General features: G+C 65.7%; 22 protein-coding genes. 7 read left to right on the forward strand and 15 right to left on the reverse strand.

Annotated elements, in window-relative coordinates:
- Nucleotides 1–19 precede the first annotated feature (19 nt).
- From C8J25_RS02245 to C8J25_RS02305, 13 genes are all read right to left on the reverse strand, one after another.
- Nucleotides 20–2,851: a M16 family metallopeptidase gene (locus C8J25_RS02245; protein ID WP_107952075.1), complete on the reverse strand. Its 2,832-nt coding sequence runs from the start codon at nt 2,849–2,851 to the stop codon at nt 20–22.
- 8 nt (nt 2,852–2,859) lie between these two features.
- On the reverse strand, nt 2,860–3,057 hold the full coding sequence (locus C8J25_RS02250) for a hypothetical protein (RefSeq protein ID WP_197978314.1): 198 nt from the start codon (nt 3,055–3,057) through the stop codon (nt 2,860–2,862).
- Complete coding sequence (gene tgt, locus C8J25_RS02255; protein ID WP_107952076.1) at nt 3,054–4,202, reverse strand: tRNA guanosine(34) transglycosylase Tgt; 1,149 nt, start codon at nt 4,200–4,202, stop codon at nt 3,054–3,056. The genes C8J25_RS02250 and tgt overlap by 4 nt, the downstream gene beginning before the upstream one ends.
- 1 nt (nt 4,203) lies before the next feature.
- Nucleotides 4,204–4,659 carry an EF-hand domain-containing protein gene (locus C8J25_RS02260; RefSeq protein WP_244186667.1) on the reverse strand — a complete coding sequence of 152 codons (456 nt, stop codon included), beginning with the start codon at nt 4,657–4,659 and terminating at the stop codon, nt 4,204–4,206.
- Between the two features lie 8 nt (nt 4,660–4,667).
- Nucleotides 4,668–5,693: a tRNA preQ1(34) S-adenosylmethionine ribosyltransferase-isomerase QueA gene (gene queA / locus C8J25_RS02265; protein WP_107952078.1), complete on the reverse strand. Its 1,026-nt coding sequence runs from the start codon at nt 5,691–5,693 to the stop codon at nt 4,668–4,670.
- A 7-nt stretch (nt 5,694–5,700) separates the two neighbouring features.
- Nucleotides 5,701–6,429 (reverse strand): peptidylprolyl isomerase, encoded by a 729-nt coding sequence (locus C8J25_RS02270; RefSeq protein ID WP_056060592.1) that lies wholly within the window; start codon nt 6,427–6,429, stop codon nt 5,701–5,703.
- A gap of 223 nt (nt 6,430–6,652) precedes the next feature.
- The gene (coaD, locus tag C8J25_RS02275; protein ID WP_056060588.1) at nt 6,653–7,159 is read right to left on the reverse strand and encodes a pantetheine-phosphate adenylyltransferase; all 507 of its coding nucleotides are present in this window, start codon (nt 7,157–7,159) and stop codon (nt 6,653–6,655) included.
- Between the two features lie 22 nt (nt 7,160–7,181).
- On the reverse strand, nt 7,182–8,072 hold the full coding sequence (locus C8J25_RS02280; protein WP_093396812.1) for a polyprenyl synthetase family protein: 891 nt from the start codon (nt 8,070–8,072) through the stop codon (nt 7,182–7,184).
- 13 nt (nt 8,073–8,085) lie between these two features.
- Nucleotides 8,086–8,325, reverse strand: coding sequence for an exodeoxyribonuclease VII small subunit (locus tag C8J25_RS02285; protein WP_056060585.1), 240 nt, complete (start codon nt 8,323–8,325; stop codon nt 8,086–8,088).
- Between the two features lie 73 nt (nt 8,326–8,398).
- A complete protein-coding gene (locus C8J25_RS02290) occupies nt 8,399–8,596 on the reverse strand; it encodes a hypothetical protein (protein ID WP_107952079.1) in 198 nt (65 codons plus the stop codon).
- A 61-nt stretch (nt 8,597–8,657) separates the two neighbouring features.
- Entirely contained in the window at nt 8,658–10,343 is a 1,686-nt protein-coding gene (locus C8J25_RS02295) for a GGDEF domain-containing protein (protein WP_244186669.1), read from the reverse strand.
- Between the two features lie 285 nt (nt 10,344–10,628).
- Nucleotides 10,629–12,947 carry an ATP-dependent Clp protease ATP-binding subunit ClpA gene (clpA, locus tag C8J25_RS02300; protein ID WP_107952080.1) on the reverse strand — a complete coding sequence of 773 codons (2,319 nt, stop codon included), beginning with the start codon at nt 12,945–12,947 and terminating at the stop codon, nt 10,629–10,631.
- Nucleotides 12,948–13,090: 143 nt separating this feature from the next.
- Entirely contained in the window at nt 13,091–13,285 is a 195-nt protein-coding gene (locus C8J25_RS02305) for a DUF1192 domain-containing protein (protein ID WP_107952081.1), read from the reverse strand.
- Between the two features lie 72 nt (nt 13,286–13,357).
- Between C8J25_RS02305 and C8J25_RS02310 the strand changes: the two genes are divergently transcribed.
- From C8J25_RS02310 to C8J25_RS02345, 7 genes are all read left to right on the forward strand, one after another.
- Nucleotides 13,358–14,389: an NAD(P)H-quinone oxidoreductase gene (locus C8J25_RS02310; RefSeq protein ID WP_244186671.1), complete on the forward strand. Its 1,032-nt coding sequence runs from the start codon at nt 13,358–13,360 to the stop codon at nt 14,387–14,389.
- 356 nt (nt 14,390–14,745) lie between these two features.
- Nucleotides 14,746–15,630, forward strand: coding sequence for a UDP-2,3-diacylglucosamine diphosphatase (locus C8J25_RS02315; protein ID WP_107952083.1), 885 nt, complete (start codon nt 14,746–14,748; stop codon nt 15,628–15,630).
- 161 nt (nt 15,631–15,791) lie between these two features.
- Complete coding sequence (locus C8J25_RS02320) at nt 15,792–16,814, forward strand: glycosyltransferase family 4 protein (RefSeq protein ID WP_107952084.1); 1,023 nt, start codon at nt 15,792–15,794, stop codon at nt 16,812–16,814.
- 99 nt (nt 16,815–16,913) lie between these two features.
- A complete protein-coding gene (locus C8J25_RS02325) occupies nt 16,914–17,591 on the forward strand; it encodes a DUF1013 domain-containing protein (protein ID WP_055873545.1) in 678 nt (225 codons plus the stop codon).
- Between the two features lie 454 nt (nt 17,592–18,045).
- Nucleotides 18,046–19,110, forward strand: a complete 1,065-nt coding sequence (locus C8J25_RS02335) for an MBL fold metallo-hydrolase (RefSeq protein WP_107952086.1) — start codon at nt 18,046–18,048, stop codon at nt 19,108–19,110.
- A gap of 34 nt (nt 19,111–19,144) precedes the next feature.
- A complete protein-coding gene (locus C8J25_RS02340; RefSeq protein ID WP_107952087.1) occupies nt 19,145–20,014 on the forward strand; it encodes a dienelactone hydrolase family protein in 870 nt (289 codons plus the stop codon).
- Nucleotides 20,015–20,230: 216 nt separating this feature from the next.
- Nucleotides 20,231–20,791 (forward strand): glutathione S-transferase family protein, encoded by a 561-nt coding sequence (locus C8J25_RS02345; protein ID WP_244186673.1) that lies wholly within the window; start codon nt 20,231–20,233, stop codon nt 20,789–20,791.
- Nucleotides 20,792–21,374: 583 nt separating this feature from the next.
- Here C8J25_RS02345 and C8J25_RS02350 read toward each other — a convergent pair.
- Together C8J25_RS02350 and C8J25_RS02355 are read right to left on the reverse strand one after the other, a co-directional pair.
- Nucleotides 21,375–21,893 (reverse strand): thioredoxin family protein, encoded by a 519-nt coding sequence (locus C8J25_RS02350; RefSeq protein WP_107952620.1) that lies wholly within the window; start codon nt 21,891–21,893, stop codon nt 21,375–21,377.
- 5 nt (nt 21,894–21,898) lie between these two features.
- A complete protein-coding gene (locus C8J25_RS02355; RefSeq protein WP_107952088.1) occupies nt 21,899–23,593 on the reverse strand; it encodes a DEAD/DEAH box helicase in 1,695 nt (564 codons plus the stop codon).
- Between the last annotated feature and the right edge of the window lie 39 nt (nt 23,594–23,632).

Raw genomic sequence — 23,632 nt, forward strand, 5'->3', positions numbered from 1 at the left:
TCACCGTAGCAACAAGCGCTTACCGTAAGGTTGCGGTGTCGAGCTTGAGCGCGGCCTCGGGGATGACCTCGACGTTCGGATAGGCTTTGCGCAGCGGTTCGATGAACTGCTTGGCGTCACCGACCACGACGATGCTCGCCGCCTTCGGATCGAGCAGCGCGACCGCCGCCGCCTGCACGGCCGCCGGATCGACCGCGCCGACCGCACCGGTATAGCGCTGGAGTTCACCGAGCGGCACGCCGTTCTGGACATAGGCGCCCAAAATCCCGGCAACGCCCGACGTCGTCTCGATCCCGCGCCCGAAATTGCCGACGAGCACGGCCTTACGCGTGTCGAGTTCTGCAGCGGGCACGGGAGACGCCCCCATCCGCGTCATTTCGGCGGCAATCAGCGTCACCACCTCGGCAGCGGTCGGGTTCTTGGTCTGAGTCCGCGCCGCGACCGTGCCCTGCGTCTTCCCCGCATCGAGCCCGCTGCCCGCGCCGTACGCAAGCCCACGCTTGATCCGAATCTCCTGGTTCAGCCGCGACGAGAAGCCGCCGCCCAAGACGGTATTGCCGACTGCGAGCGGATAATAGCGTGTATCCGACCGCGCGATCGCAGGACGCGCAACCACGACGCCCGCCTGACCCGCTTCCGGCATATCGACGACGATGACACGAGGCTTCGGGTACTCGACCTGCGGCGCGCTCACGGTTGCCCCGCCGACGGATTTCCAAGAACCGAACTGCGACTCCGCCAGCGCCTTTGCCCGCGCCGCGGTGACGTCGCCGACCATGATCAGCGTTGCCTGGCCCGGCTGGAAACTCCGCGCATACGCCGCCGTGATATCGGCCCGCGTGATCGCCTTCAGCGACAGCGGCGTGCCCCCGTTCGGCGCACCATAGGGCGACGCCCCGAGCACCGCGCGATCCGCAACCAGACCTGCGACTTGGGCCGGATCCTTCAACGCCAGCGTCACCGCATCGACCTGCTGCGTTCGCGCGCGCTCGATCTCCTCGGGCGCAAACGCCGGGTTGATCGCGACGTCGGCGAGGATCGCAATCGCCGGCGCAAGCTGGTCCGACTTCACCGTCACGTCGACCGCCGCGCCATCGCTGCCAGCCGAACTGCCGATTGCCCCGCCGAGCCCCTCGACCGCACGCGCGATCTGTGTCGCCGACCGCGTCTTCGTACCCTTGGTGAGCAGGTCCGCCGACAGGCTGCTGACACCCGCACGATTTGCCGGATCGGTCGCTGCACCACCGGCAGTCACGAGATACGCGGTGACGATCGGCAGGTCGTGCCGCTCGACCGTCACCAGCCGCATGCCGTTGGCGAGCCGCGTCTCCAACGGCTGCGGGATCGTTGGCGATACCGGTGCGCTCGGCGCAGGCGGCTGGACCCGATGCCCTTTCGGCGCAGGCGTCACGATCTCGATATTTGCCGGCGCCTTCAGGTCGGCGACCTGCACCGTCGGCGCAACCGTGATCGCATCCGCGACACCGCCGGCAGGCTTGGCCGCGAGTGGCATGTACCGGATCGTCGCCGACTGGTTGTCGCCGAGGTATTTCCGCGCAACGCGCTGGATATCCGCCGCCGTCACCCGCGCGATGGCCGCCAATTGCTTGTCGGCCGCCTGCGGATCGCCATCGATCAGCACCGCCGACGCCAGCGTGCTCGCCTTGCCCTCGGCGGTCTCGCGCGACTGGATCGACTGGGTCAGGATCTCGTTCTTCGCCTCCGCGAGTTCGGCCGCGGTCACCGGCGCATCGCGGAACCGGGCGACCTCCCGCTTCAACGCAGCCTCACCCGCCTCGACCGTCTTGCCGCCCGCGAGGATCGCGTAGACGACCATGTTGCCGGTCGCCTGCTTGGTATCCAGGAACGCCTCGGCCGACTGCGCGAGCTGGTCGCGGTACACGACGCTCTCGTACAGCCGCGAACTTTCGCCCGTCGCCAGCACCGCCTTCAGCACCGTCAACGCGGCGATATCCGCATCGCGGTCCGCCGGCACATGATAGCTGACCAGCACCGCAGGCAGCGGCGTGTTCGGCTCGTACACGGTGCGCGCCACAGCCTTAGTCCGTGCGGGCTCGGCGACAGTTACCCGCGGGATCGCTGCGCTCGGCTTCTTTATCCCCGCGAAATACTGGTCGACCCAGCCGTTCAACTGCGCCGGGTCGAAATTGCCCGAGACGACGAGGATCGCATTGTCCGGCCGATAATAAGTAGCGTGGAACGCCCGGACGTCGTCGATCCCGGCGGCTTCCAGATTTTCCAGGCTGCCGATCGTCCCACGCGCATAGGGATGCGTGGAATAAGCAATCGCCGGATAATAGAGCGAGAACAGCTTGCCATACGGCCGCGACAGCGTGCTCTGGCGCAGTTCCTCCTTCACCACGTCGCGCTCCGAGCCGAAGCTCTTGGGCTCGACGACGAGGCTCGCCATCCGGTCTGCCTCCGCGAACAACAGTCGCTGGAGGTGGTTGGCCGGAATCACTTCGTAATAATTGGTATAGTCGTCGTTGGTCGACGCATTGTTGTAGCCGCCGACATCCTCGGTCAGCCGGTCCATCTGCTCCGACACCAGGTTACGCGTCGACTTGAACATGAGGTGTTCGAACATGTGCGCGAACCCGGACTTGCCCTTGGGGTCGTCCTTCGAGCCGACGTCGTACCACACCTGCACCGACACGTTCGGCGTGCCGGTGTCGCGGATCGCATACACCCGCAGGCCATTCGGCAAGGTGCGTTCGGTATAGGCGATCGGCTTCACCGAGACCTGCGTCGGGGCAGGTGCGGTCTGCGCCCCCACCGCTACCGGGAAAGAAGCTGCGGTCAGCAGCAAAGCGGAGCGGAGGAGGCGCATCGGGATCCTTACTTGTTGCGGTTCGCGAACAGTACCGCGCCCGCGATCGCCGCGGAGCCGATGCCGACGCCCAGGCCGATCTTCGCGAGCGGCCAGCTCTTGGCCTTCTCGGCGGCGTTATGCGCGGCGGCTTCGGCCTGCAGCTTCGCCTCCTTGGCGGCGGCGAGGATTTCGTTCGGGGTGTCGCTGTCGATCTTGATCGTCACTTGGGCTCTCCTTCACTCTTCCGGGCATACACGCCACGGAAATCATTCGCGAACTGCGTCAGCGTGCCCGAGGCGATCGCCGCCCGCAGATCCGCCATCAGCGTTTCGTAGAACCAGATGTTATGCTCCGTCATGAGCATCGCGCCAAGCATTTCGCCCGAACGGACGAGATGATGCAGATACGCCCGCCCCCAGGTCGCGCAGACCGGGCAAGGACAGGCGGGATCGAGCGGCCCCATGTCCTCGGCAAACTTCGCGTTGCGGATGTTGATTGGGCCGGTGCGCGTGAAGGCCTGGCCGGTGCGGCCGGACCGCGTGGGCATCACGCAATCGAACATGTCGATCCCGCGCTCGACCGCGCCGACGATGTCGTCCGGCTTGCCGACGCCCATCAGATAGCGCGGCTTGTCGACCGGCAACTGGTCCGGCGCGAAGTCGAGGCAGCCGAGCATCGCCTCCTGGCCCTCGCCGACCGCCAGCCCGCCGACCGCATAGCCATCGAAGCCGATATCGATCAGCGCATCCGCAGACGACTTGCGGAAGCCCTCGTTCAGCGCACCCTGCTGGATCCCGAAGATCGCGTTGTTCTCGGCATGATCTTCGCCCGCATCGAACGCCGCGCGCGATCGCTTGGCCCAGCGCATCGAACGCTCCATCGCCGCCGCTTGGACTTCCCGCGTGGACGTCGTCGGCACGAGTTCGTCGAACGCCATGACGATGTTCGAGCCGAGCAGCCGCTGGATCTCGATCGACCGCTCGGGACTCAGCAGATGTCGCGTGCCGTCGAGGTGCGACTTGAACGAGACGCCTTCCTCGGAGCGCTTGGTCAGGTCCGCGAGGCTCATAACCTGATACCCGCCGGAGTCGGTGAGGATCGGCTTCGACCACCCCGAAAACGCGTGCAGACCACCCAGCCGCGCAACCCGCTCGGCACCCGGCCGCAGCATCAGGTGATAGGTGTTGCCGAGAATAATGTCCGCGCCTGCGCCAACGACGTCGGCGGGCTTCATCCCCTTGACGGTAGCGGCGGTACCGACCGGCATGAACGCAGGCGTGCGGATGTCGCCGCGCTGCATCGCGATGACGCCGGTACGCGCCTTGCCGTCGGTGGCGGAGATGGTGAAGTCGAAGCGGGGACGAGTCATATCAACGTTTCTTGCGGATGCCGTAGCGATCGCCGGCCGGCGCGCCGCGGATGGTGATGAGTTCGGCGCGAGTCAGCACGCCATCCTTGTCGCGGTCGAACCGCGCGAAGAACTGCGCGAACCGCGCCTGGAGTTCGGCCAACGTGATCCGGTTGTCGCCGTCGCGATCGACTTCGAACGGGCTCGGCAACGCATTGCGATCGCCGAGCCACGCCTGCGCCCAGTCGGCAAAGGCGATGTACCCGATCGATCCGGTCGCTGCACCCTCGGCGGTGGCATAGCTCCGCGCGACGCCCGCGGTCAGCTCGGCTTGCGTCACGCGGCCATCACCGTTCACGTCGCACGCGGCGATGAACAGCGCAGCCGGCTCGGCGAAGATCGTCGCGGGCGGCTGCGGCGTGCCCACGGGCGGCGGTGCGGCGGTAATGGCCTGGAGAAGAGCAAGGGCGAGCAGCATGCCGCCCGTCATGGCAGCAGAAGCGAGGCGTCGCCATAGCTGTAAAAGCGATACTTCCCGGCGATCGCATGCGCATACGCCGCCTGCATCCGCTCGCGCCCCATCAGCGCCGACACGAGCATGAACAAGGTCGAGCGCGGCAGGTGGAAATTGGTCATCAACCCGTCGATGCCGCGGAACCGGTATCCCGGCGTGATGAAGATCGCGGTGTCGCCGTCGAATGGGCGGATCACGTCGTCCTCGCCGGTCGCGCTCTCGATCAGCCGCAGCGACGTCGTCCCCACCGCGATCACGCGACCACCGTTCGCGCGGACCGCGTTGAGCCGATCGGCGGTGGCGGCATCGATCCGGCCCCATTCGGCGTGCATCTTGTGCTCGGTCGTGTCGGCCGCCTTTACGGGGAGGAACGTGCCCGCGCCGACATGCAGCGTCAGCGTCGCATGACCGATCCCCGCCGCCTCCAGCGCCGCCATCAGCTTCGGCGTGAAGTGTAACGCCGCCGTCGGCGCGGCGACCGCTCCCGGCTCGGACGCGAACATCGTCTGGTAATCGTCCGCATCGCGTTCGTCGGTGGGGCGCTTGCCGGCGATATACGGGGGCAGGGGCATGTGGCCCGCGCGCTCCAGCAGCAGCTCGACCGGCTCGTCGCCCGCGAAGACCAGCGCGTAACTCCCATCGTCTTCGCGATCAACCGCCGCTGCGCTGACACCGTTGCCGAACTCGATCACATCGCCATCACGCAACCGCCGCGCGTTGCGGATGAACGCGCGCCACCGCCTTGGCCCCTCGCGCTTGTGCAGGGTCGCGCCGATCTTCGCATCGCCGCGCCGCCCGTCGAGCTGCGCCGGGATCACGCGCGTATCGTTGAACACGAGCATGTCGCCACGCCGCAGCAACGACGGCAAATCCGACACGCCCGCATCCTGGGTCGCATCACCTTCGAGCACCAGCATCCGGGCAGCATCGCGCGGCGCCGCGGGGCGGAGCGCGATGTTGTCGGTCGGCAGGTCGAAGTCGAAAAGGTCGACGTTCAACGTGGAGTCACTTCTTTGCAGGAGCCTTCTTTACCGGCGCCTTGCGAGCGGCCGGCGCGAGCTTTGGCTTGGCAGCGTCAGGCCCCGAAGCCGTGCCCGGCAACGTCACCGGTGCACCGAGCGCCGGGGCGGGCGGCCCAGCCATATACGCCGGAGGGTTATCCGCCGCGATATAGGCATGGACGATCCGCGACGGGTTTGCCGGCGGCTCGCCGCGCTCGATCGCGTCGACATACTGCATCCCGTCGAGCACGCGGCCGAACACGGTGTATTTCTTGTCGAGGCTCAGCCGCGGCTGGAAGACGATGAAGAACTGGCTGTTCGCGCTGTCCTCCTTGTCCGACCGCGCCGCCGAGACGGCACCGCGGACGTGTGGCAGGTAATTGAACTCCGCCTTCACGTCGGGGAGCGTCGAGCCACCGGTGCCGTCGCCCTTGGGATCGCCACCCTGCGCCATGAACCCATCGATCACGCGGTGGAACGCGAGGCCGTCATAGAAATGCTGGCGGGTCAGCGTCTTGATCCGCTCGACCATCAGCGGCGCGACGTCGGGCCGCAGCCAGATCGTGACGCGCCCGCCGGTCGAAAGATCGAGCAGCAGCAGGTTCTGCGTATCCGTGGTCAGGGGCGGGGTCGCGCGAACGGCAGGCGCCACGACTTCCTTCTTCTGCGCTGCACCAGCCGGTACCGTGACCAGGCACCCGAGCAACGCGAACATTCCGACGAAAAAGCGCATCAAATTCCCACTCGAAAGAGGCCCGGCGCAACCAGGCTGCCGCCACTTAGAGCAAATCCCCGCTTGCGCCAATCTGAACGTGCAGAGCAGCCGACACCGAACTGCTCCCCTCCCTGGAAGGGAGGGGCCGGGGGTGGGTAGGCCAGCTCGAGCCACAAACCGTGCCGCACGCGGAACCCGACCCTCCCCCAACCCCTCCCTTCCAGGGGGGGGGCGAAGGAGGTCAGCTCCCCTTGCGGCCGATCTTCTCGACCCGCGCAACCACCTCTTCGCGCACCGACTCCGGCACGAACTTGGCGATATTCCCGCCGTAGAGCGCGATCTCCTTCACCAGCCGACTCGCGATCGGCTGCAACGCGACGTCGGCCATCAGGAACACCGTCTCGACGCGCGGATTGATCTGCTGGTTCATCCCCGCCATCTGATATTCATATTCGAAATCGGCGACGGCCCGGAGTCCGCGGACGATCACTTTCGCCCCCTGCCGCTCGGCAAAATCCATCAGCAGCGAATCGAACGCGACCACCTCGATATCGCCATCGACGTCCGCCACCTCGCGGCGCACCGTCGCCATCCGTTCCTCGATCGTGAACATCGGCGACTTCGACGGATTGGTCGTCACCCCGATCACCAGCCGGTCGACCAGCTTCGCGCCGCGCCGGATGATGTCCATATGACCCAGTGTGACGGGATCGAAGGTCCCGGGGTAAACGCCAATCCGTGCGGTCATGTTGAACTCCCCGGTGGTAGACTTAGCGGTCGCGTTCGAGCACGAAACGGGCGATATCCCGCAACAGGTCGGCTTCCTTGCCATAGCTGTGCAGGTGCGCGACCGCCTGGTCGACGAGCATCCGCGCCTGTTCGCGCGCGCGTTCGGGCCCTAGCAGAGACAGGAACGTCTCCTTGCCAGCAACCTCGTCCTTGCGCAGCGACTTGCCCACGACCGCCTCGTCGCCCTCGGCATCGAGCAGGTCGTCGGCGATCTGGAACGCCAGCCCCAGGTCATGCGCATAGCCACGCAGGCCAACGCGGCCCTCCGGTGGCAGCCGCCCGAGAATCGCACCGGCCTCGACCGACGCCGAGATCAGTGCACCCGTCTTCATCTGCTGCAACCGGGTCACGGTATTGAGGTCGAAGCGCGTATTCTCAGCCTCGATGTCCATCTTCTGGCCACCGGCCATGCCGTTCGGCCCGGAAGCCCGCGCGAGGTCCATGACCAGTTCGATCCGGACGAACGGATCGGCGTGCGTCGCCGGATCGGCCAGGATCTCGAACGCCATCGCGTGCAGGCAATCGCCCGCCAGGATCGCGGTCGCCTCGTCGAACACCTTGTGCACGGTCGGCTTGCCGCGGCGCATGTCGTCGTCGTCCATCGACGGCAGATCGTCGTGGATCAGTGAATAGACGTGGATCGCCTCGATCGCCGTCGCCGCACGCGCAGAACATTCGCGTGCCACGTCGAACAGATTGGCAGTCGCGAACACCAGCAACGGCCGCAACCGCTTGCCGCCACCGATCGCCGCGTGCCGCATCGCGCGATACAGGTCACCGCGCGGATCGTCCGGAATGGTCAGCAGCTGGTCGAATTGCCGGTCGATCTCCGCGGAGACCTCGGCAAGCGCGGCATCAAGCGTGACGGGCATCCCGCTCACCGCGTCAGCCCGCCGCGAACGGGCGGACGCCGGCAGGCTTGCCGTCGCCGTCGAGCCGGATCGCCTCGATCCGTGCCTGCGCCGCATCGAGCCGGTCGGCGCAACGCTGGCGCAGCTTGTTGCCGCGCTCGTACAGCTCGATCGCCTGCTGAAGCGGCGTGTCGCCACTTTCCAGCTTCCCGACGATAAGCTCGAGTTCCTTCAGTGCATCCTCGAACGCGAGGTCTTCGATCGGCGTGTCCATGTCCGTCGCTATGGCGCAGGCACGCGACGAGGGTCAAGGACGCGCGAGAGGGCGCCGGATATGCGGCACGCACTTACCGCAGGCGGTTGACGGTCCAGGTGTACAAGACCGAGACACCGACCAGTCCGAAATCAACGACGGCCTGCATCCTATGCGGCGACGGGTCGCTCTTTTCGTGCGTGAGCAGCCTGAACTCGGCGGTCGGATGACGCACGGCGAGCGTCACGAGCGCAAGCCCCGCCACCGCCAGCACAAGTTTCCGGTTCCGCATCGTCGATCTCCCAGGCGTGCGATCATGGCTCACACGTTGCCGTTTCGCAAGCGAACCGGGTTTAAGCGGCAATCGGCAGTATGCCTGCGTCACGCGACCGGTCGCGCCCGGCGCCCTTGGCTGCGAACAAGGCACGATCGGCGCTGCGATACAGCGCCTTCCAGTCCGATTCGCGCAGCAACGGCCCCGTGCAGCAGCCGATGCTCGCGGTTATCGCCATGTCGAACGGCATGCGCTGGCTGCGCAATCGTTCGAGGATCGTGTCGGGCAGGACGGGCGTCGTCGCGTCGATGAGGATGGCGAACTCCTCGCCGCCGATTCTCGCGACCAGAGCGTCGGGCGGCACCGCGTTGCGCAATACCCGCGCCACGACCCTCAGGACTTCGTCGCCGCCATCGTGGCCGATCGTCTCGTTGACGTGCTTGAAGTGATCGACGTCGGCGATCAGCAGCATCTGATCGCCCGACCGTCCGATCGCGCGATCCAGGAACGCACGGCGATTGAGCAGCCCGGTCAGCGGTTCGGTATCCGCCAGCAACCGCGCCGCGATCTCCTGTTCGCGCGCGTCGTCGCGTTCGACGCTGAGCAGCCGGATCCGGTACGCGATCGCCAGGCTGGACAACAGCGCCTCCAGCATCATGGAGATCATCGTGGAGTTATCGATCCAGAAACTCCACGACATCAGCCCCAGTGCACCGGCGATCCGCAGGCTGGCAAAGACGATGGGCGCGCCCCAGGCGAGCGTGAACATCCAGAGGTAGCTGCTGCGGACCCGCCAGGCTCGGTACAGCACCGGCGGCACCAGCGCGATCAGCGGAATGTAACTGAGCGTCAGCAACCGATCGAGCCAGTAGATCTGCCACGGTGCCAGGATCGCGAACGCAATCCCGGCAGTAGCGAGCGTCGCGAGCGCCACGTTGCTGGCGGGGCGCAGCCAGCCGTCGAACACCGTGCGCTCGAAGAAAGCACGCGCGAAGACGAGAACCATGCCCGCACAGATCGCCAACAGGCATACGTTGAGCTTCAAGCGGACGTTGTTGTCGAGCGACGGCACAAGCTGGCCCAGCGCGGCCGACGACGAAAAGGCGTACCCGAGCAAGCACAGCACCAGCAGGCAATAGACCGGCTGGAACGACTGTCGAAGCGCCCCCCACAATGCGAGATTGTAGACGATCAACGCGATCGCCATCCCGCCGAAGCTTGCATACAACGCCGACAGGATGATCTCGCTCTCTGCGACTTCCCCGGCCGTTGCGAGTGTCGGCCCGAGTACGACGCCCCGCAAATTCGCCGAACCCTCGACGTGCCAAAGTAGGCGGACGGGGCGCGCAACGTGCGGCGGCAGCGTCAGAGACAGGGTTGCGCCGATCATGAGATGACGGCCTGACGTGCGACTGGTGAACCCGGTCCGGCGGATCGCGCCGTCTGCGTATAGGACGAAGAGTGTGACGCGATCCTGCCAGACGCTCGCGGTGAGGGCACGCAGATCAGGGATGTGCGTCAGGTTCGTCGGCAAAACCTGCGACAGAACCCAGAAATCGCCCGAACCATAGGCCGACTGGGGGGTGGTGCAGTCGAACCGTGAAGGCGTTCGAAACAAGGCAGGTACGGAAAGCCCTGGGGTAGCCCGCATAATACAGACATCGAGCAGTTGCCCGGTCCGGGCCTCGGCCGGTGCAGCACCGAGCATCGCCAACGCCGTCGCAACGATGCCGATGAGCCAAGTGATACGAAACCCGAACGTCATGCAGACACCGTCTAAGCCGCCTTCGCCAATTAATGGTAAAGAGGCGCCCGTACGACGGCGTAATCAATCGGATTTCGACCATACTGGATCGATTTATGCCGATTTGGCTCGCAATTCGAACCACGCTATCGGCTTCGTGAAGTCGCTTCGTTCTTACCGCCGATCGTGTCTCAACGACAGAACCGGGCGCGAGCCGAAAGAGGATTGGTAGAATTTGGAGTGCTGTTCATCCAGCCACCTCAAATCAAACCTGGTCCAGCTCTCGCTGAACCAGGTTGATAATCGTCAGCTGGCGTCGACCGTCTCGGTCTTGCCCTTCTTCTTGGGCTTCTTGGGCGCGGCAGGCTCGATCGCGAACGACAGCGCGCCGTCCTTCATCTTCACCGTCACCTCGCCGCCGTGCACCAGCTTGCCGAACAGCAGTTCCTCCGCGAGCGGCTGCTTGATCTTCTCCTGGATCAAGCGACCCATCGGCCGTGCGCCGTACAACTTGTCGTAGCCCTTGGTGGTGAGCCACGCCTTCGACTCGTCGTCGAGGACGATATGGACGCCACGGTCCGCCAGCTGGAGTTCGAGCTGGAGGATGAACTTGTCCACCACCCGCGCGACCACTTCGGTCGGCAGATACCCGAACGGCACCACAGCATCGAGACGGTTGCGGAACTCGGGCGTGAACATCTTCGTCACGGCCACCTCGTCCTCGCCCTCACGCGACAGGTTGCCGAAGCCGACCGTCTCGCGCGCCATGTCGCTGGCGCCCGCATTGGTCGTCATGATCAGGATGACGTTGCGGAAATCGACCGACTTGCCATGCTGGTCGGTCAGCCGCCCGTTATCCATCACCTGCAACAGGATGTTGAACAGGTCCGGATGCGCCTTCTCGATCTCGTCGAGCAGAAGCACGCAGTGCGGATTCTGGTCGATCGCATCGGTCAACAGACCACCCTGGTCGAACCCGACATAGCCCGGCGGCGCACCGATCAGACGGCTGACCGAATGCCGCTCCATATATTCGGACATATCGAACCGCTGGAGCGGAATGCCCAAGATCGTCGAGAGCTGCTTGGCGACTTCGGTCTTGCCGACACCGGTAGGCCCGGTGAACAGATAGTTGCCGATCGGCTTCTCCGGTTCACGGAGGCCCGCACGGGCCAGCTTGATCGCCGACGACAGCTTCTCGATCGCAGCATTCTGCCCGAACACCACGCGCTTCAGATCCGTCTCGAGCGTGGCCAGAGCCAGCTTGTCGTCGGTCGAGACCGACTTCGGCGGGATCCGTGCCATCGTCGCAATGACCTGCTCGATCTCCTTCGGCGTGATCGTCTTCTTGCGCTTGTTCGGCGGCACCAGCATCTGCATCGCGCCGACCTCGTCGATCACGTCGATCGCCTTGTCCGGCAGTTTCCGATCGTTAATGTACCGCGCCGACAGCTCCACCGCCGACTTGATCGCATCGGGGGTGTACTTGACGTTGTGGTGATCCTCGAACGCCGAGCGCAGGCCGGCAAGAATCTTGATGGTATCCTCGATCGTCGGCTCGTTCACGTCGATCTTCTGGAAGCGCCGCAGCAGAGCGCGGTCCTTCTCGAAGTGATTGCGGAACTCCTTGTACGTCGTCGAGCCGATGCACCGGATCGTGCCGCCCGACAGCGCGGGCTTGAGCAGGTTCGATGCATCCATCGCCCCGCCGCTGGTCGCGCCGGCGCCGATCACGGTGTGGATCTCGTCGATGAACAGCACTGCGTCTGGCAGCTTCTCGAGCTCGTTGACGACCGCCTTCAAGCGCTCCTCGAAGTCACCACGATACCGCGTCCCCGCCAGCAACGCGCCCATGTCGAGCGAGTAGATGACGGCAGGCAACAGCACGTCGGGCACGTCGCCCTCGACGATCTTGCGCGCCAGGCCTTCCGCGATCGCGGTCTTGCCGACGCCGGGATCACCGACATAGAGCGGGTTGTTCTTCGACCGGCGGCACAGGATCTGGATCGTGCGATCCACCTCCGGCCCGCGCCCGATCAGGGGATCGACCTTGCCGTTCTTGGCCTTCTCGTTGAGGTCGACCGTGAATTGCTTGAGCGCGCTTTCCGTCTTGCCCTTCTCCTGTCCCTTGGTCGGCTTCTCGTCGTCCGCACCCTTTGGCGTGGATGCCTCGGTCGCCTGCTGCCCGCCCTTGCCGACACCGTGGCTGATGAAGCTGACCGCATCGAGGCGGCTCATGTCCTGCTGTTGCAGGAAATAGACGGCATAGCTCTCGCGCTCGCTGAACAAGGCGACGAGCACGTTGGCGCCGGTCACTTCGTCGCGGCCCGAGGACTGGACGTGCAGGATCGCGCGCTGGACGACGCGTTGGAACCCGCTGGTGGGGGAGGGATCGGTCGCCGCATCGACCTTCAGCGCGTCGAGTTCGCTGTCGAGGTAATGCGAGACGGTGTTCTTCAGATCGCCGATCTCGACGTTGCACGCGGTCATGACCTTCGACGCATGTTCGTCGTCGATCAGCGCGAGCAGCAGATGCTCCAGCGTCGCATATTCGTGACGCCGGGACGATGCCGCCTCGAGCGCCTTGTGCAGCGTGGTCTCGAGGGCGGGTGCAAATGATGGCATTTACAATACTCCTGTCGGGCCGCGAGACCGCGAGCCCTTTGCCACTATGTCGGAACTGATATCGGTCGCATCAAGCACTTGAACCCGGCCCCGTCCGTTCCTGCGCTGCCTAAATGCGACGCTTGTGGAGGCGGGCAGCGCGATCACCGCCTGAAGAGGTCGTCGGCGCTGGCGCGGTGACTGACCGCGCGGTCCTTCTTCAGCTGGCAGCGCGCGATCTCGCCCTGCAGCACGATGATCCGCGCATCGAGCTCGGCGACCGACAACGGATCGAGGTCCTGTCGCACGAGCGCGTCGAGCAGATCGTCGGGACGGGAGGGGGTGTCGTCCGGTTCCATAGTTTCTGTAACGTTGACCCGCACCAGAGTGATGTCAATAAGGCGCGGAAATCTAAAGGGACGTGACGAGCGATGACCGCGATACCCGAAAACCAGTCCAGTAACTTAGGTGTACCCGACGTCATGAAGGCGATCGATCCGGAACAGCCCGGCGGTCCCGAAGTGCTGGTCCTCGTCGACCGTCCCGTGCCCCAGCCGGGGCAGGGCGAGGTGCTGGTCAAGGTGGCGGCCGCCGGGGTCAATCGCCCCGAGGTGATGCAGCGCCAGGGCAAGTATCCGCCCCCGCCGGGTGCCCCCTCGATCCTCGGCATGGAGATCTCCGGCACGATCGTCGCGGTCGGCGAAGGCGTCGGCGACGAACAGATCGGCCAGCTCGTCTGCGCGCTGATTTCGGGCGGTGCGTATGCGGAATACGCGGTCGCGCCGTTCGGCCAGTGCTTGCCCGTCCCCGAGGCGCTGACGATGGTCGAGGCGGCGGCGATGCCAGAGACGCTCTTCACCGTCTGGACCAACCTCTTCGAGCGCGCCTACGCGATGGAGGGCGACACCGTCCTCGTCCACGGCGGCACTTCGGGCATTGGCACGATGGCGATCGCCCTGTGCAACGTCTTCGGCATCGACATCATCGTCACCGCTGGCTCGAAGGCGAAGTGCGAAGCCGCGCTCAGCCTCGGTGCGACGCACGCGATCGACTACAAGTCGGAGGATTTCGTCGAGCGCGTGAAGCAGATCACCGGCGGCAAGGGCGTCGCCGCGGTGCTCGACATGGTCGGCGGCGACTATGTGCCCCGCAACCTGCAATGCCTCGCCGAAGACGGCCGCCACGTGTCGATCGCGGTCCAGGGCGGCATGATGGCAACGGTGCCCCTGTTCGAAATCATGCGCCGCCGCCTGACGCTGACCGGCTCCACGCTCCGCCCGCGTGACACCGCATTCAAGTCGCTGGTCGCGGACGAACTCGCACGGACGGTGTGGCCACACGTCGAGGCCGGCAAGCTGAAGCCGGTTATCGACCGCACCTTCGCCTTCGCCGACGCACCGGCGGCGCACACGCGAATGGAAGCCGGCGACCATGTTGGGAAGATCGTACTGACGATGGAATGACGGGGCGTACCGTCACTTCAGCGAAAGCTGGGGTATCCCGTTAAAAGACCAGCGTACCCCACAACCACCCCGGCGAAGGCCGGGGCCCAAGTGGAAAGGTCGTTGTAACGAAGCACACCGCGTCGTTACTCAGCATCCCCATTTGGGCCCCGGCCTTCGCCGGGGTGGTCTCCTCGAAGCGCTACCTGAACAAAAGCTTGTTCTCCCACGAAGGCGGGAGCCCAGTCTGGATTCCCGCCTTCGCGGGAAAACAATCTATCCTCGCCCATGACTTGGAACAGTCACCAGACTGCGACCACCCTGTAACAATACTCGCCTAATACTCGCGACAAGGATAGTTTTGCGGGGGCAGGCTCATGAACGCCATCACGACGTTTTCGCCATCTAGCTTCGTTGGCGCCGATATCACCGATATCGCCGACTTCATCCACTCCCGGCCCGCCGTACCCGAGCCGGTCGTCGAGCGCCGCCAGTACCGTACGATCTGGATCTCCGACGTCCATCTCGGCACGCGCGGCTGCAACGCGGGCATGCTCAACGACTTCCTCGATCACGTCGACAGCGAGACGATGTATCTCGTCGGCGACATGATCGACGGCTGGCGGCTCAAGAAGAAATTCTACTGGCCCGCCGCGCATAACGACGTGATCTGGCGCCTGCTCAAGCGCGCCAAGCGCGGCACCCGCGTCGTCTACATCCCCGGCAACCACGACGAGGTGTTCCGGCAATATTCCGGCCTCGACCTGGGCGGCATCTCGATCCGCCGCAACGCGATCCACGAGACGGCGGACGGGCGCCGCCTGCTGGTCCTCCACGGCGACGAGTTCGACGCGATCACGCTCGCACACCGCTGGGTCGCGCATATCGGCGACGCGGCCTACACGATGCTGATGGGCCTTAACCGCTGGGTCAACGGCGTGCGGCGGCGGATGGGCATGCCCTATTGGTCGCTGTCGAAGCACGCCAAGGCGAAGGTCAAGAACGCAGTCGCCTTCATCTCGCACTTCGAGGAAGTCGTCGCGCACGCGGCCGGCGTCCGCGGCGTCGAAGGCGTCGTCTGCGGCCACATCCATACCGCCGAAATGCGCGAGATCGCCGGCATCGCCTATTACAACGACGGCGACTGGGTCGAAGGCTGCACGGCGCTGGTCGAGCATTTCGACGGCCGCATGGAACTTCTTCACTGGGGCGACGAAATCGCCGCCCGCGAACGCGACAAGGTCATAAGCCTAGCTGCCTAACTTAAACCCTCTCCCCGACGGGGAGAGGGCAAGCCGCGTCAGCGGCGCGGGTGAGGGCAAGTCCACAACGCGAGTGAAGCGTGCCCTCACCCTCCCACCCGGCTGCGCCGGCCGGGCCCCTCCCTCTCCCCGATGGGAGAGGGGTAAGAAAGGATAAGCCGATGCGTATCGCAATCGTCACGGACGCTTGGAGCCCGCAAGTCAACGGCGTCGTCCGCACCCTCCAGTCGGTCCAGCGCGAGCTCGAATCCGTCGGCCATGAGGTTCTGGTGGTCTCCCCCGAACGTTTCGCCTCGATGCCATGCCCGACCTACCCCGAGATCCGCCTCGCCTTCGCGCGCTCGGGCGCAGTCGGCCGCATGCTCGCCGCATTCGGCGCCGATGCGATCCACCTCGCCACCGAAGGGCCCGTCTGCCTCGCCGCCCGCAACTGGTGCCTCGCCCGCGCGCTCCCGTTCACCAGCGCGTATCACACGCAGTTCCCCGACTATATCGCCGCCCGCACCGGCGCGAACCCGGACTGGATCTGGCGCTACATCCGCTGGTTCCACCGCCCCGCGCAATCGATCCTGGTCTCCACGCCGTCGGTTGCCGCCACGCTCGCCAAGCAAGGTCTGCATCAGGTCCGAGAATGGGGCAGGGGCGTCGACTTCGCCCAGTTCGGTCTCGACGGCGCGCGCGATCCCGAGATGACGGCGCTGCCCGGCCCGATCCTCCTCTATGTCGGGCGCGTCGCGGTCGAGAAGAACATCGAGGCGTTCCTGTCCTCCGCACATCCCGGAACGAAGGTCGTCGTCGGCGACGGCCCCGCCCGCGCCACGCTCGCCCGCCGCTTCCCCAACGCCGTCTTCCTCGGCCAGCGCTCCGGCCTTGACCTAGCCGCCGCCTACCGCACCGCCGACGTCCTCGTCTTCCCAAGCCGCACCGACACGTTCGGCCTCGTCATGATCGAAGCGCTGGCTTGCGGAACGCCCGTCGCGGCGTACCCGGTCACCGGGCCGATCGACGTGCTCGACGACCGCGTCGGCGCGATGCACGAAGACCTCGACACTGCGATCGCTACCGCGCTGACCCGCGAAAGCGTCACCTGCGCCGCCTATGCCGCGCGTTACAGCTGGCCCGCCAGCGCACGCCAGTTCCTCCACGCGCTCGTCCCCCTCGAAGGAAAGCTCATGGCCGCCTGAGCTTGTTCGCTTGCCTGTTGCCCCCGCGCGCACTAAGTCTCTCTCATGTCAGGCCGCTCCGAAAGGGGCGGCCCTTTCTATTTTTACGGAGTTTCCGCCGTGGCCCAGCCGCTCATGCCCCACGCGACCGCCGCCTGGATGGTCGACAATACCGCGCTCAGCTTCGAGCAGATCGCGGACTTCTGCGGCCTGCATATTCTCGAGATACAGGCGATCGCCGACGACACCACCTCGACCAAGCTCACCGGTCGCGATCCCGTCCGCGCACATGAAGTGACGCAGGACGAGATCGACAAGGGTGCCGCCGATCCCGATTACCAGCTCAAGATGATCAAGGGCCCCGAGCAGGTCCGCCGCACCAAGGGCCCGCGCTACACGCCGGTCTCGAAGCGCCAGGACAAGCCCGACGGCATCTCGTGGATCATCCGCAACCACCCGGAGATCACCGACGGCGCGATCTCGCTGCTGATCGGCACCACCCGCACGACGATCGCCGCGATCCGCGACCGCAGCCACTGGAACATCGCGAACATCACCCCGAAGGACCCGGTCACGCTTGGCCTGACCTCGCAGCGCGAACTCGACGCAGCCGTGGCGAAGGCGGCGAAGGCAGCCGGCATGGAAGCGCCGACCGACACCCGCCTCGAAGGCGACCGCGAAGTGCTCCTCCAGCAGCTCCGCGCCGAGCGCACCCAGGCGGCCGCGGACGCCCAGTTCGTGGCAGACGGCGGCGTGTTGCCCGTCAAGCCGCTCTTCGACGACCCCTTCAAGCGTTGACCGCACTTCCCCTCCCGCAAGCGGGAGGGGGCAGGGGGGCGGCCCCGCGTTCTCCGCATACGATACGGCTAGCGAGATTAGCCGACGCACAAGGCGGCGGCAGTGATGTCGAACAGTCCGCGCCTCCATGTTCTCCCGCGAAGGCGGGAGCCAGTCTGGGTCCCCGCCTTCGCGGGGAAACAAGCGTCCTCCGTTTCAAGCGGAGACATGTCGAACAGATCCAGCGTGACGAAACGCGCGCGAAATAATGCACACCCAACCAACCTGATCCTCCCCCGCCAGGGGGAGGTGGCTGGCATTCGCCAGACGGAGGGAGAGGCAAGCGCCAACCCTTGTTCCGTGTCCTCACCCTCCGTCACCTGCGGTGCCACCTCCCCTGGCGGGGGAGGATCGAGAGAAGGTCAGCTGCCCTACAGCACTATCTCCGGCCACATCCAGTTGCTAACCGCAACGGATGGCAACCGCACCCGACACCGATTTCGCGCCGACCAGCCACAAAGGGCTGACCTACCCGTTTGGTGGCGCAGAACCTGAAGTAGGCGGCACGATGCAGGTCGCCCCCGGCATAGACTGGGTCCGCCTCCACATCCCCGGCCCGTTGCGCCACGTAAACTGCTGGCTCCTCGCCGACACCGACGGCGAAGCGCTGGTCGACACCGGCATGAACACCGCTGCCGCGCGCGACGCCTGGAAAGCCATCTTCAAAGGCCCCAAGGCGGACGTTCGCATCACGCGAATGATCGGCACCCACTTCCACCCCGACCATATCGGCCTAGCCGGCTGGATGTGCGATCACCATGCCGCTCCCCTCATCATGACCCGCGCCGAGTGGCTGACCGCGCGCATGCTCGCCGCCGACGCCCGCGACTCCGTCCCACACGAAATGCTCACCTTCTGGCGCGGCGCAGGCTGGGCCGCAGAACAGATCGACCATGCCACCGCCAAGGGCTGGGCCGGCTTTCGGAAAATCATCACCCCGCTCCCGCTCAGCTACACCCGCATCGAAGACGGCGACACGCTCACCATCGGCACCCGCGACTGGCGCGTCGTCACCGGCTCCGGCCACTCCCCCGAACACGCGTGCCTCTACGACGAAGCCGGCGGCATCGTCATCGCCGGCGATCAGGTCCTCCCCCGGATCAGCCCCAACGTCTCGCTCGGCGTCACCGAACCGAACGCCGACCCGCTGGGCGAATGGTTCGCCTCGATCGCCAAGCTGAAGACGCTGCCCGCCGACCTGCTCGTCCTCCCAGGCCACGGCGACCCGTTCACCGGCCTCCACACCCGCCTCGACGCGATGGACCGCGAGCACCGCGAACGGCTCGACGAACTCGCCGTCTTCCTCGCCGAACCCCGCCGCGCCGTCGACTGTTTCGGCCGCCTGTTCCGTCGCGCGATCGGGCAGGACGTGCTCGGCATGGCGACCGGCGAAGCCCTCGCGCATCTCCGCCGCCTCGAAGTCGAAGGCCGCGCGACCCGCGACATCCAAGATGGCGTATGGTGGTGGCGCGCCGCCTGAGTTAGCATGCGGCCAAATTCGAGAGGATAGCCCCATGTGCGACGAGCATACCGCAGACGATAACGAAGCCTATCTGGCCGGAGTCTCGCGCCGCCAGTTCGGCATGATGACCGGTGCGATGGGCCTGACGATGTTGCTCCCTGCACCGGCAAACGCTGCGGTCATCAAGGGCCGCGACGTCTCGATCACCACGCCCGACGGCAAGGCCGACGCCTATTTCGTCGCACCCGCCACCGGCAAGCACCCCGGCGTGCTGGTCTGGCCCGACATCATGGGCCTGCGCCCCGCCTTCCGCCAGATGGCCGACCGCCTCGCGCAATCGGGCTACGCGGTACTGGTCGTCAACCAGTTCTACCGCTCGACCAAGGCGCCGTTCCTGAAGCCCGACGAATCCTACGACCAACCCGAAGTCAAAAGTCGCATCGCTCCATTCCGGGAAGCCCTCACGTCCGAAGGGACGGTTCGCGACGCGAAAGCCTTCACCGCCTTCCTCGACGCACAACCGCAGGTCGATCGCAAGCGTGGGCTGGCCACCACCGGCTATTGCATGGGCGGCCCGATGGTCATGCGCACCGCTGCAGCCGTGGCGAACCGCATCCGCGCAGGCGCGACGTTCCACGGCGGCGGCTTCGTCACCGACAAGCCCGACAGCCCGCACCTCCTGATCCCGCAGATGAAGGCGCAATACCTCATCGCGATCGCCGCCAACGACGACGCGCGGTCGCCGACCGAGAAGGACACGCTCCGCACCGCGTTTGCCGCGGCGAAACTCCCAGCCGAGATCGAGGTGTACGCTGGCACCATGCACGGCTGGTGCCCGCCCGACTCGAAGGTCTACAACGCAGCCCAGGCGGACAAGGCCTGGGCCCGCATGCTCGCGCTGTTCGACAAAGCGCTGGTGTGAGGTGAGGGGGCTCCACTGTACGGCGCCCCTCCTCCTTGTTCTCCCGCGAAGGCGGGAGCCCAGTCTGGATCCCCGCCTTCGCGGGGAAACATTCTGCACGACCTTGACCGCACCCCTGCTCCATGAGACCATCGTTCACGATTCGTTCTCAAGGAGAGTCGCGTGGCCCTGACCCTATACACCAACCCGATGTAGCGCGGTCGCATCGCGCGCTGGATGCTCGAAGAGGTCGGCGCCGAGTACGAGACAGTCGTCCTCGACTACGACAAATCGATGAAGGCCGACGCGTATCGCGCGATCAACCCGATGGCCAAGGTCCCCGCGCTGGTCCACAACGGCAAGACCATCACTGAATGCGCTGCGATCTGCGCCTATCTCGCCGAAGCATTCCCCGAAGCCGGCCTCGCGCCACGCGATGACGAACGCGCCGACTATTATCGCTGGCTTTTCTACGCTGCTGGCCCCGTCGAAGCGGCCGTCGGTAACCGCGCGCTCGGTGTAGTGCCGGACGCCGCGCAACAGCGGATGATCGGCTATGGCAGCCTCGACCGCGTCATCGACGTGCTCGAACAGGCAGTTGCCGCGCACCCGTACATCGCCGGCGACCGCGTCACCGCCGCCGACGTCTATGTCGGATCGCAAGTGATCTGGGGCATGCAGTTCGGCTGGTTACCTAAGCGCCCGACCTTCACCGACTATGCTGCCCGTCTGACAGAACGCCCGGCGTACAAGCGGGCTGGAGATCTGGACGACGCCCTGATCGCTGTCGCCGCCTAGGTTCGACCGACGGCGTGCGACCGGTCACTCAACCCGTCATCCTGACGAAAGTTAGGATCCAGAGTCGCAGGCGCTAACTTTTGGTATCCTGGGTCCTGACTTTCGTCAGGATGACGCTGCTATTGGCCCGCACGGGGCGTGTTGCAATTGGATTTCTGGGAGAACCGATTGCGAATTGCGAGTTCGAAGGTTGCAAACTCGTTCCACCACCCGGGATTGGCACGGCCATGATCCGACAGGCCCCGTACCTGCGGACCAACAGCATCGCTACCGCCCCCTTGTTCTCCCGCGAAGGCGGGAGCCCAGACTGGGTCCCCGCCTTCGCGGGGAAACGCGCTTGCGGCTCGGACCGCGTGACCGCCGCCGTGGCCAGAAGGCTACCGGCCAGCTAATACCGTCTATCGACCCCGGTTCTGGCAGGCAGGAACCACTCCCCCACGACGTGGCACCGATCGTTGATCGTCGATCGAAACCCAATCGAGCCGGCCTCGGCGAGGCAACGCCCACCACGACCCAGATCGGCCAAGGATCTCGGCGTCAGTCGCCAGGCGTCAATCAGCGCACGCCGACTCTCAAATTCCGATCAGGCTGCCCACTTCGCCAGCCAATCGGCCAAGGCCTGCGGCCCCATCGACCGCGCATCCGCCAGCTCCGTCTCATGCCCGGCGTTCAACAGCTTGTTGGTCCGCGGATCGACCACCAGCACCGCGGGCACGCCCTTGAGCCGCCCCTTGATGCCGTAACCCGCTGCGATCTGCCCGTTTTTGTCGAACCGGCCGATGTCGACCGTCACCACCACGAACTTGCTGTCGACGAAGCGCTTCATCTCCGGAAGGTCGATCGTCCCCGCGAGCAGTCGGCAGTCGAGGCACCAATTGCCGCCGAGATCGATCAGCAACCGCTTGTGCGTCTTCAGCGCCCGCGCCCGCGCCGCCGCAACCTGTGCATTGGCGTTCGCCGACTCGTTATACGGCAGCGGCAAGGGCTGCGGCAGCTTTTCGAAGCTCGTCGTGTTGACGTGCGGCGCCACGACTTTCGCGCGGGGCGCAGCGGGAGCGGCCACGGCAGTCGCGAGCAAGGCAAGCGCGGCGAGACGGCGCATCGACATCATTCATATCCTCCGATCACGGCATTCAGGAAGCTCGGGAATGGTCCGTTCCAACCATCCGCCGGCGTATCGGCGACCGGTTGGCGGCGACCACCGGTTGGATCCGCAGGAATGCGCTCCGTCCGCGGCGGCTCTACCTTTGCCGCTTCCGAACGAACAGGTTCCGACCGCACCGGCTCCGACCGCGCCGGCTCCGGCTGTACCGGCTCAGACCGAACGGGCGTCGCGCGAACCGGTTCGACATACGCCGGTTCGACCTGCACCGGCTCGACCCGTGCCGGCTCCGCAACGCGCGGCTTCACCGCAGGCACGGGCTCGTCGATCGGCGTACGCTCCCAGCGAGGACGCTTGGCGGCCGCAACCGGCTCCGCCGCAGCGAGCACTTCGGCGACGATCGCCGGGGCCACCGTATCCGCCCGTGGCACCCGCCGCGTACTTCGCCGATCCGACTCTTCGGCAGCCGCCGCCGCAACCGGCACCGGCGTAAACGTCTCGGACCGCGCGCCGCGACGCGGCCGTGCACGCCGCGCCGTACCATCGTCTTCGGTCGCAGCAACAACCGGCGCCGTCTTCGGCTCGGCGACCTTCAGTCGCTCGATCGTCTGCCCGGTCAGCTTCTCGATATTGACGATATTCTCGGCATCGTCCGGCGCCACGAACGTGTACGCCGTCCCCGTCGCCCCGGCGCGCCCCGTCCGCCCGATCCGGTGGACATAGTCGTCCGGATGCCAAGGCGCGTCATAGTTGAACACCGTCGACACGCCCTTGATGTCGAGCCCGCGCGCCGCGACGTCGGACGCAACGAGGATCGTCACCGCGCCGGTCTTGAACAGCTCCAGTTCGGCCAGCCGCTGCGGCTGTTCCATGTCGCCGTGGATCTCGCCCGACTTGTAGCCCGCCTGCTTCAGCACCTTGTTGAGGTCGCGCACCGTCGTCTTGCGGTTGCAGAAGATGATCGCGTTGGTGACCTCTTCCTGCGCGAGGATACGGCGCAGCGTGTCACGCTTGGCGGTCTGGCTCGGCACCGGCACCAGATACTGCTTGATGTTGAGGTTGGTCGATGCCGGGCGCGACACCTCGATCGTCTTGGGATTGGTCAGGAACTTGTCCGCCAGCTTCTTGATCGGCGGCGGCATCGTCGCCGAGAAAAGCAACGTCTGGCGCTGCTTGGGCAGCTTGGTGCAGATTTCCTCGATGTCGGGGATGAAGCCCATGTCGAGCATCCGGTCCGCCTCGTCGATCACCAGCATCGAACAGCCGTTGAGCATGATCTTGCCGCGCCCGAACAGGTCCATCAGCCGGCCAGGCGTCGCGATCAGCACGTCGACGCCCTTTTCCAGCGCGGCGAGCTGGTCGCCCATCGACACGCCACCAATCAGCAGCGCCATCGAGAGGTTCGAATTGACGCCGTATTTCTCGAAATTCTCCGCCACCTGCGCGGCGAGTTCGCGCGTCGGCTCGAGGATCAGCGAGCGCGGCATCCGCGCGCGGCTGCGGCCATGCGCGAGAATGTCGATCATCGGCAGCACGAACGACGCGGTCTTGCCGGTGCCCGTCTGGGCGATGCCGATGATGTCGCGCATCATCAGCACGGACGGGATCGCACCGGCCTGGATCGGGGTCGGCTCGGTATAGCCGGAGTCGGTGACTGCTTTCAGCAGTTCGTCGGAGAGGCCGAGATCGGCAAAACTCATGCAAATGTCCGGTAAATAGAGGGTGAAATGCACTGCCCT

The organism is Sphingomonas faeni (genome assembly GCF_003053745.1).
Lineage (GTDB): Bacteria > Pseudomonadota > Alphaproteobacteria > Sphingomonadales > Sphingomonadaceae > Sphingomonas > Sphingomonas faeni.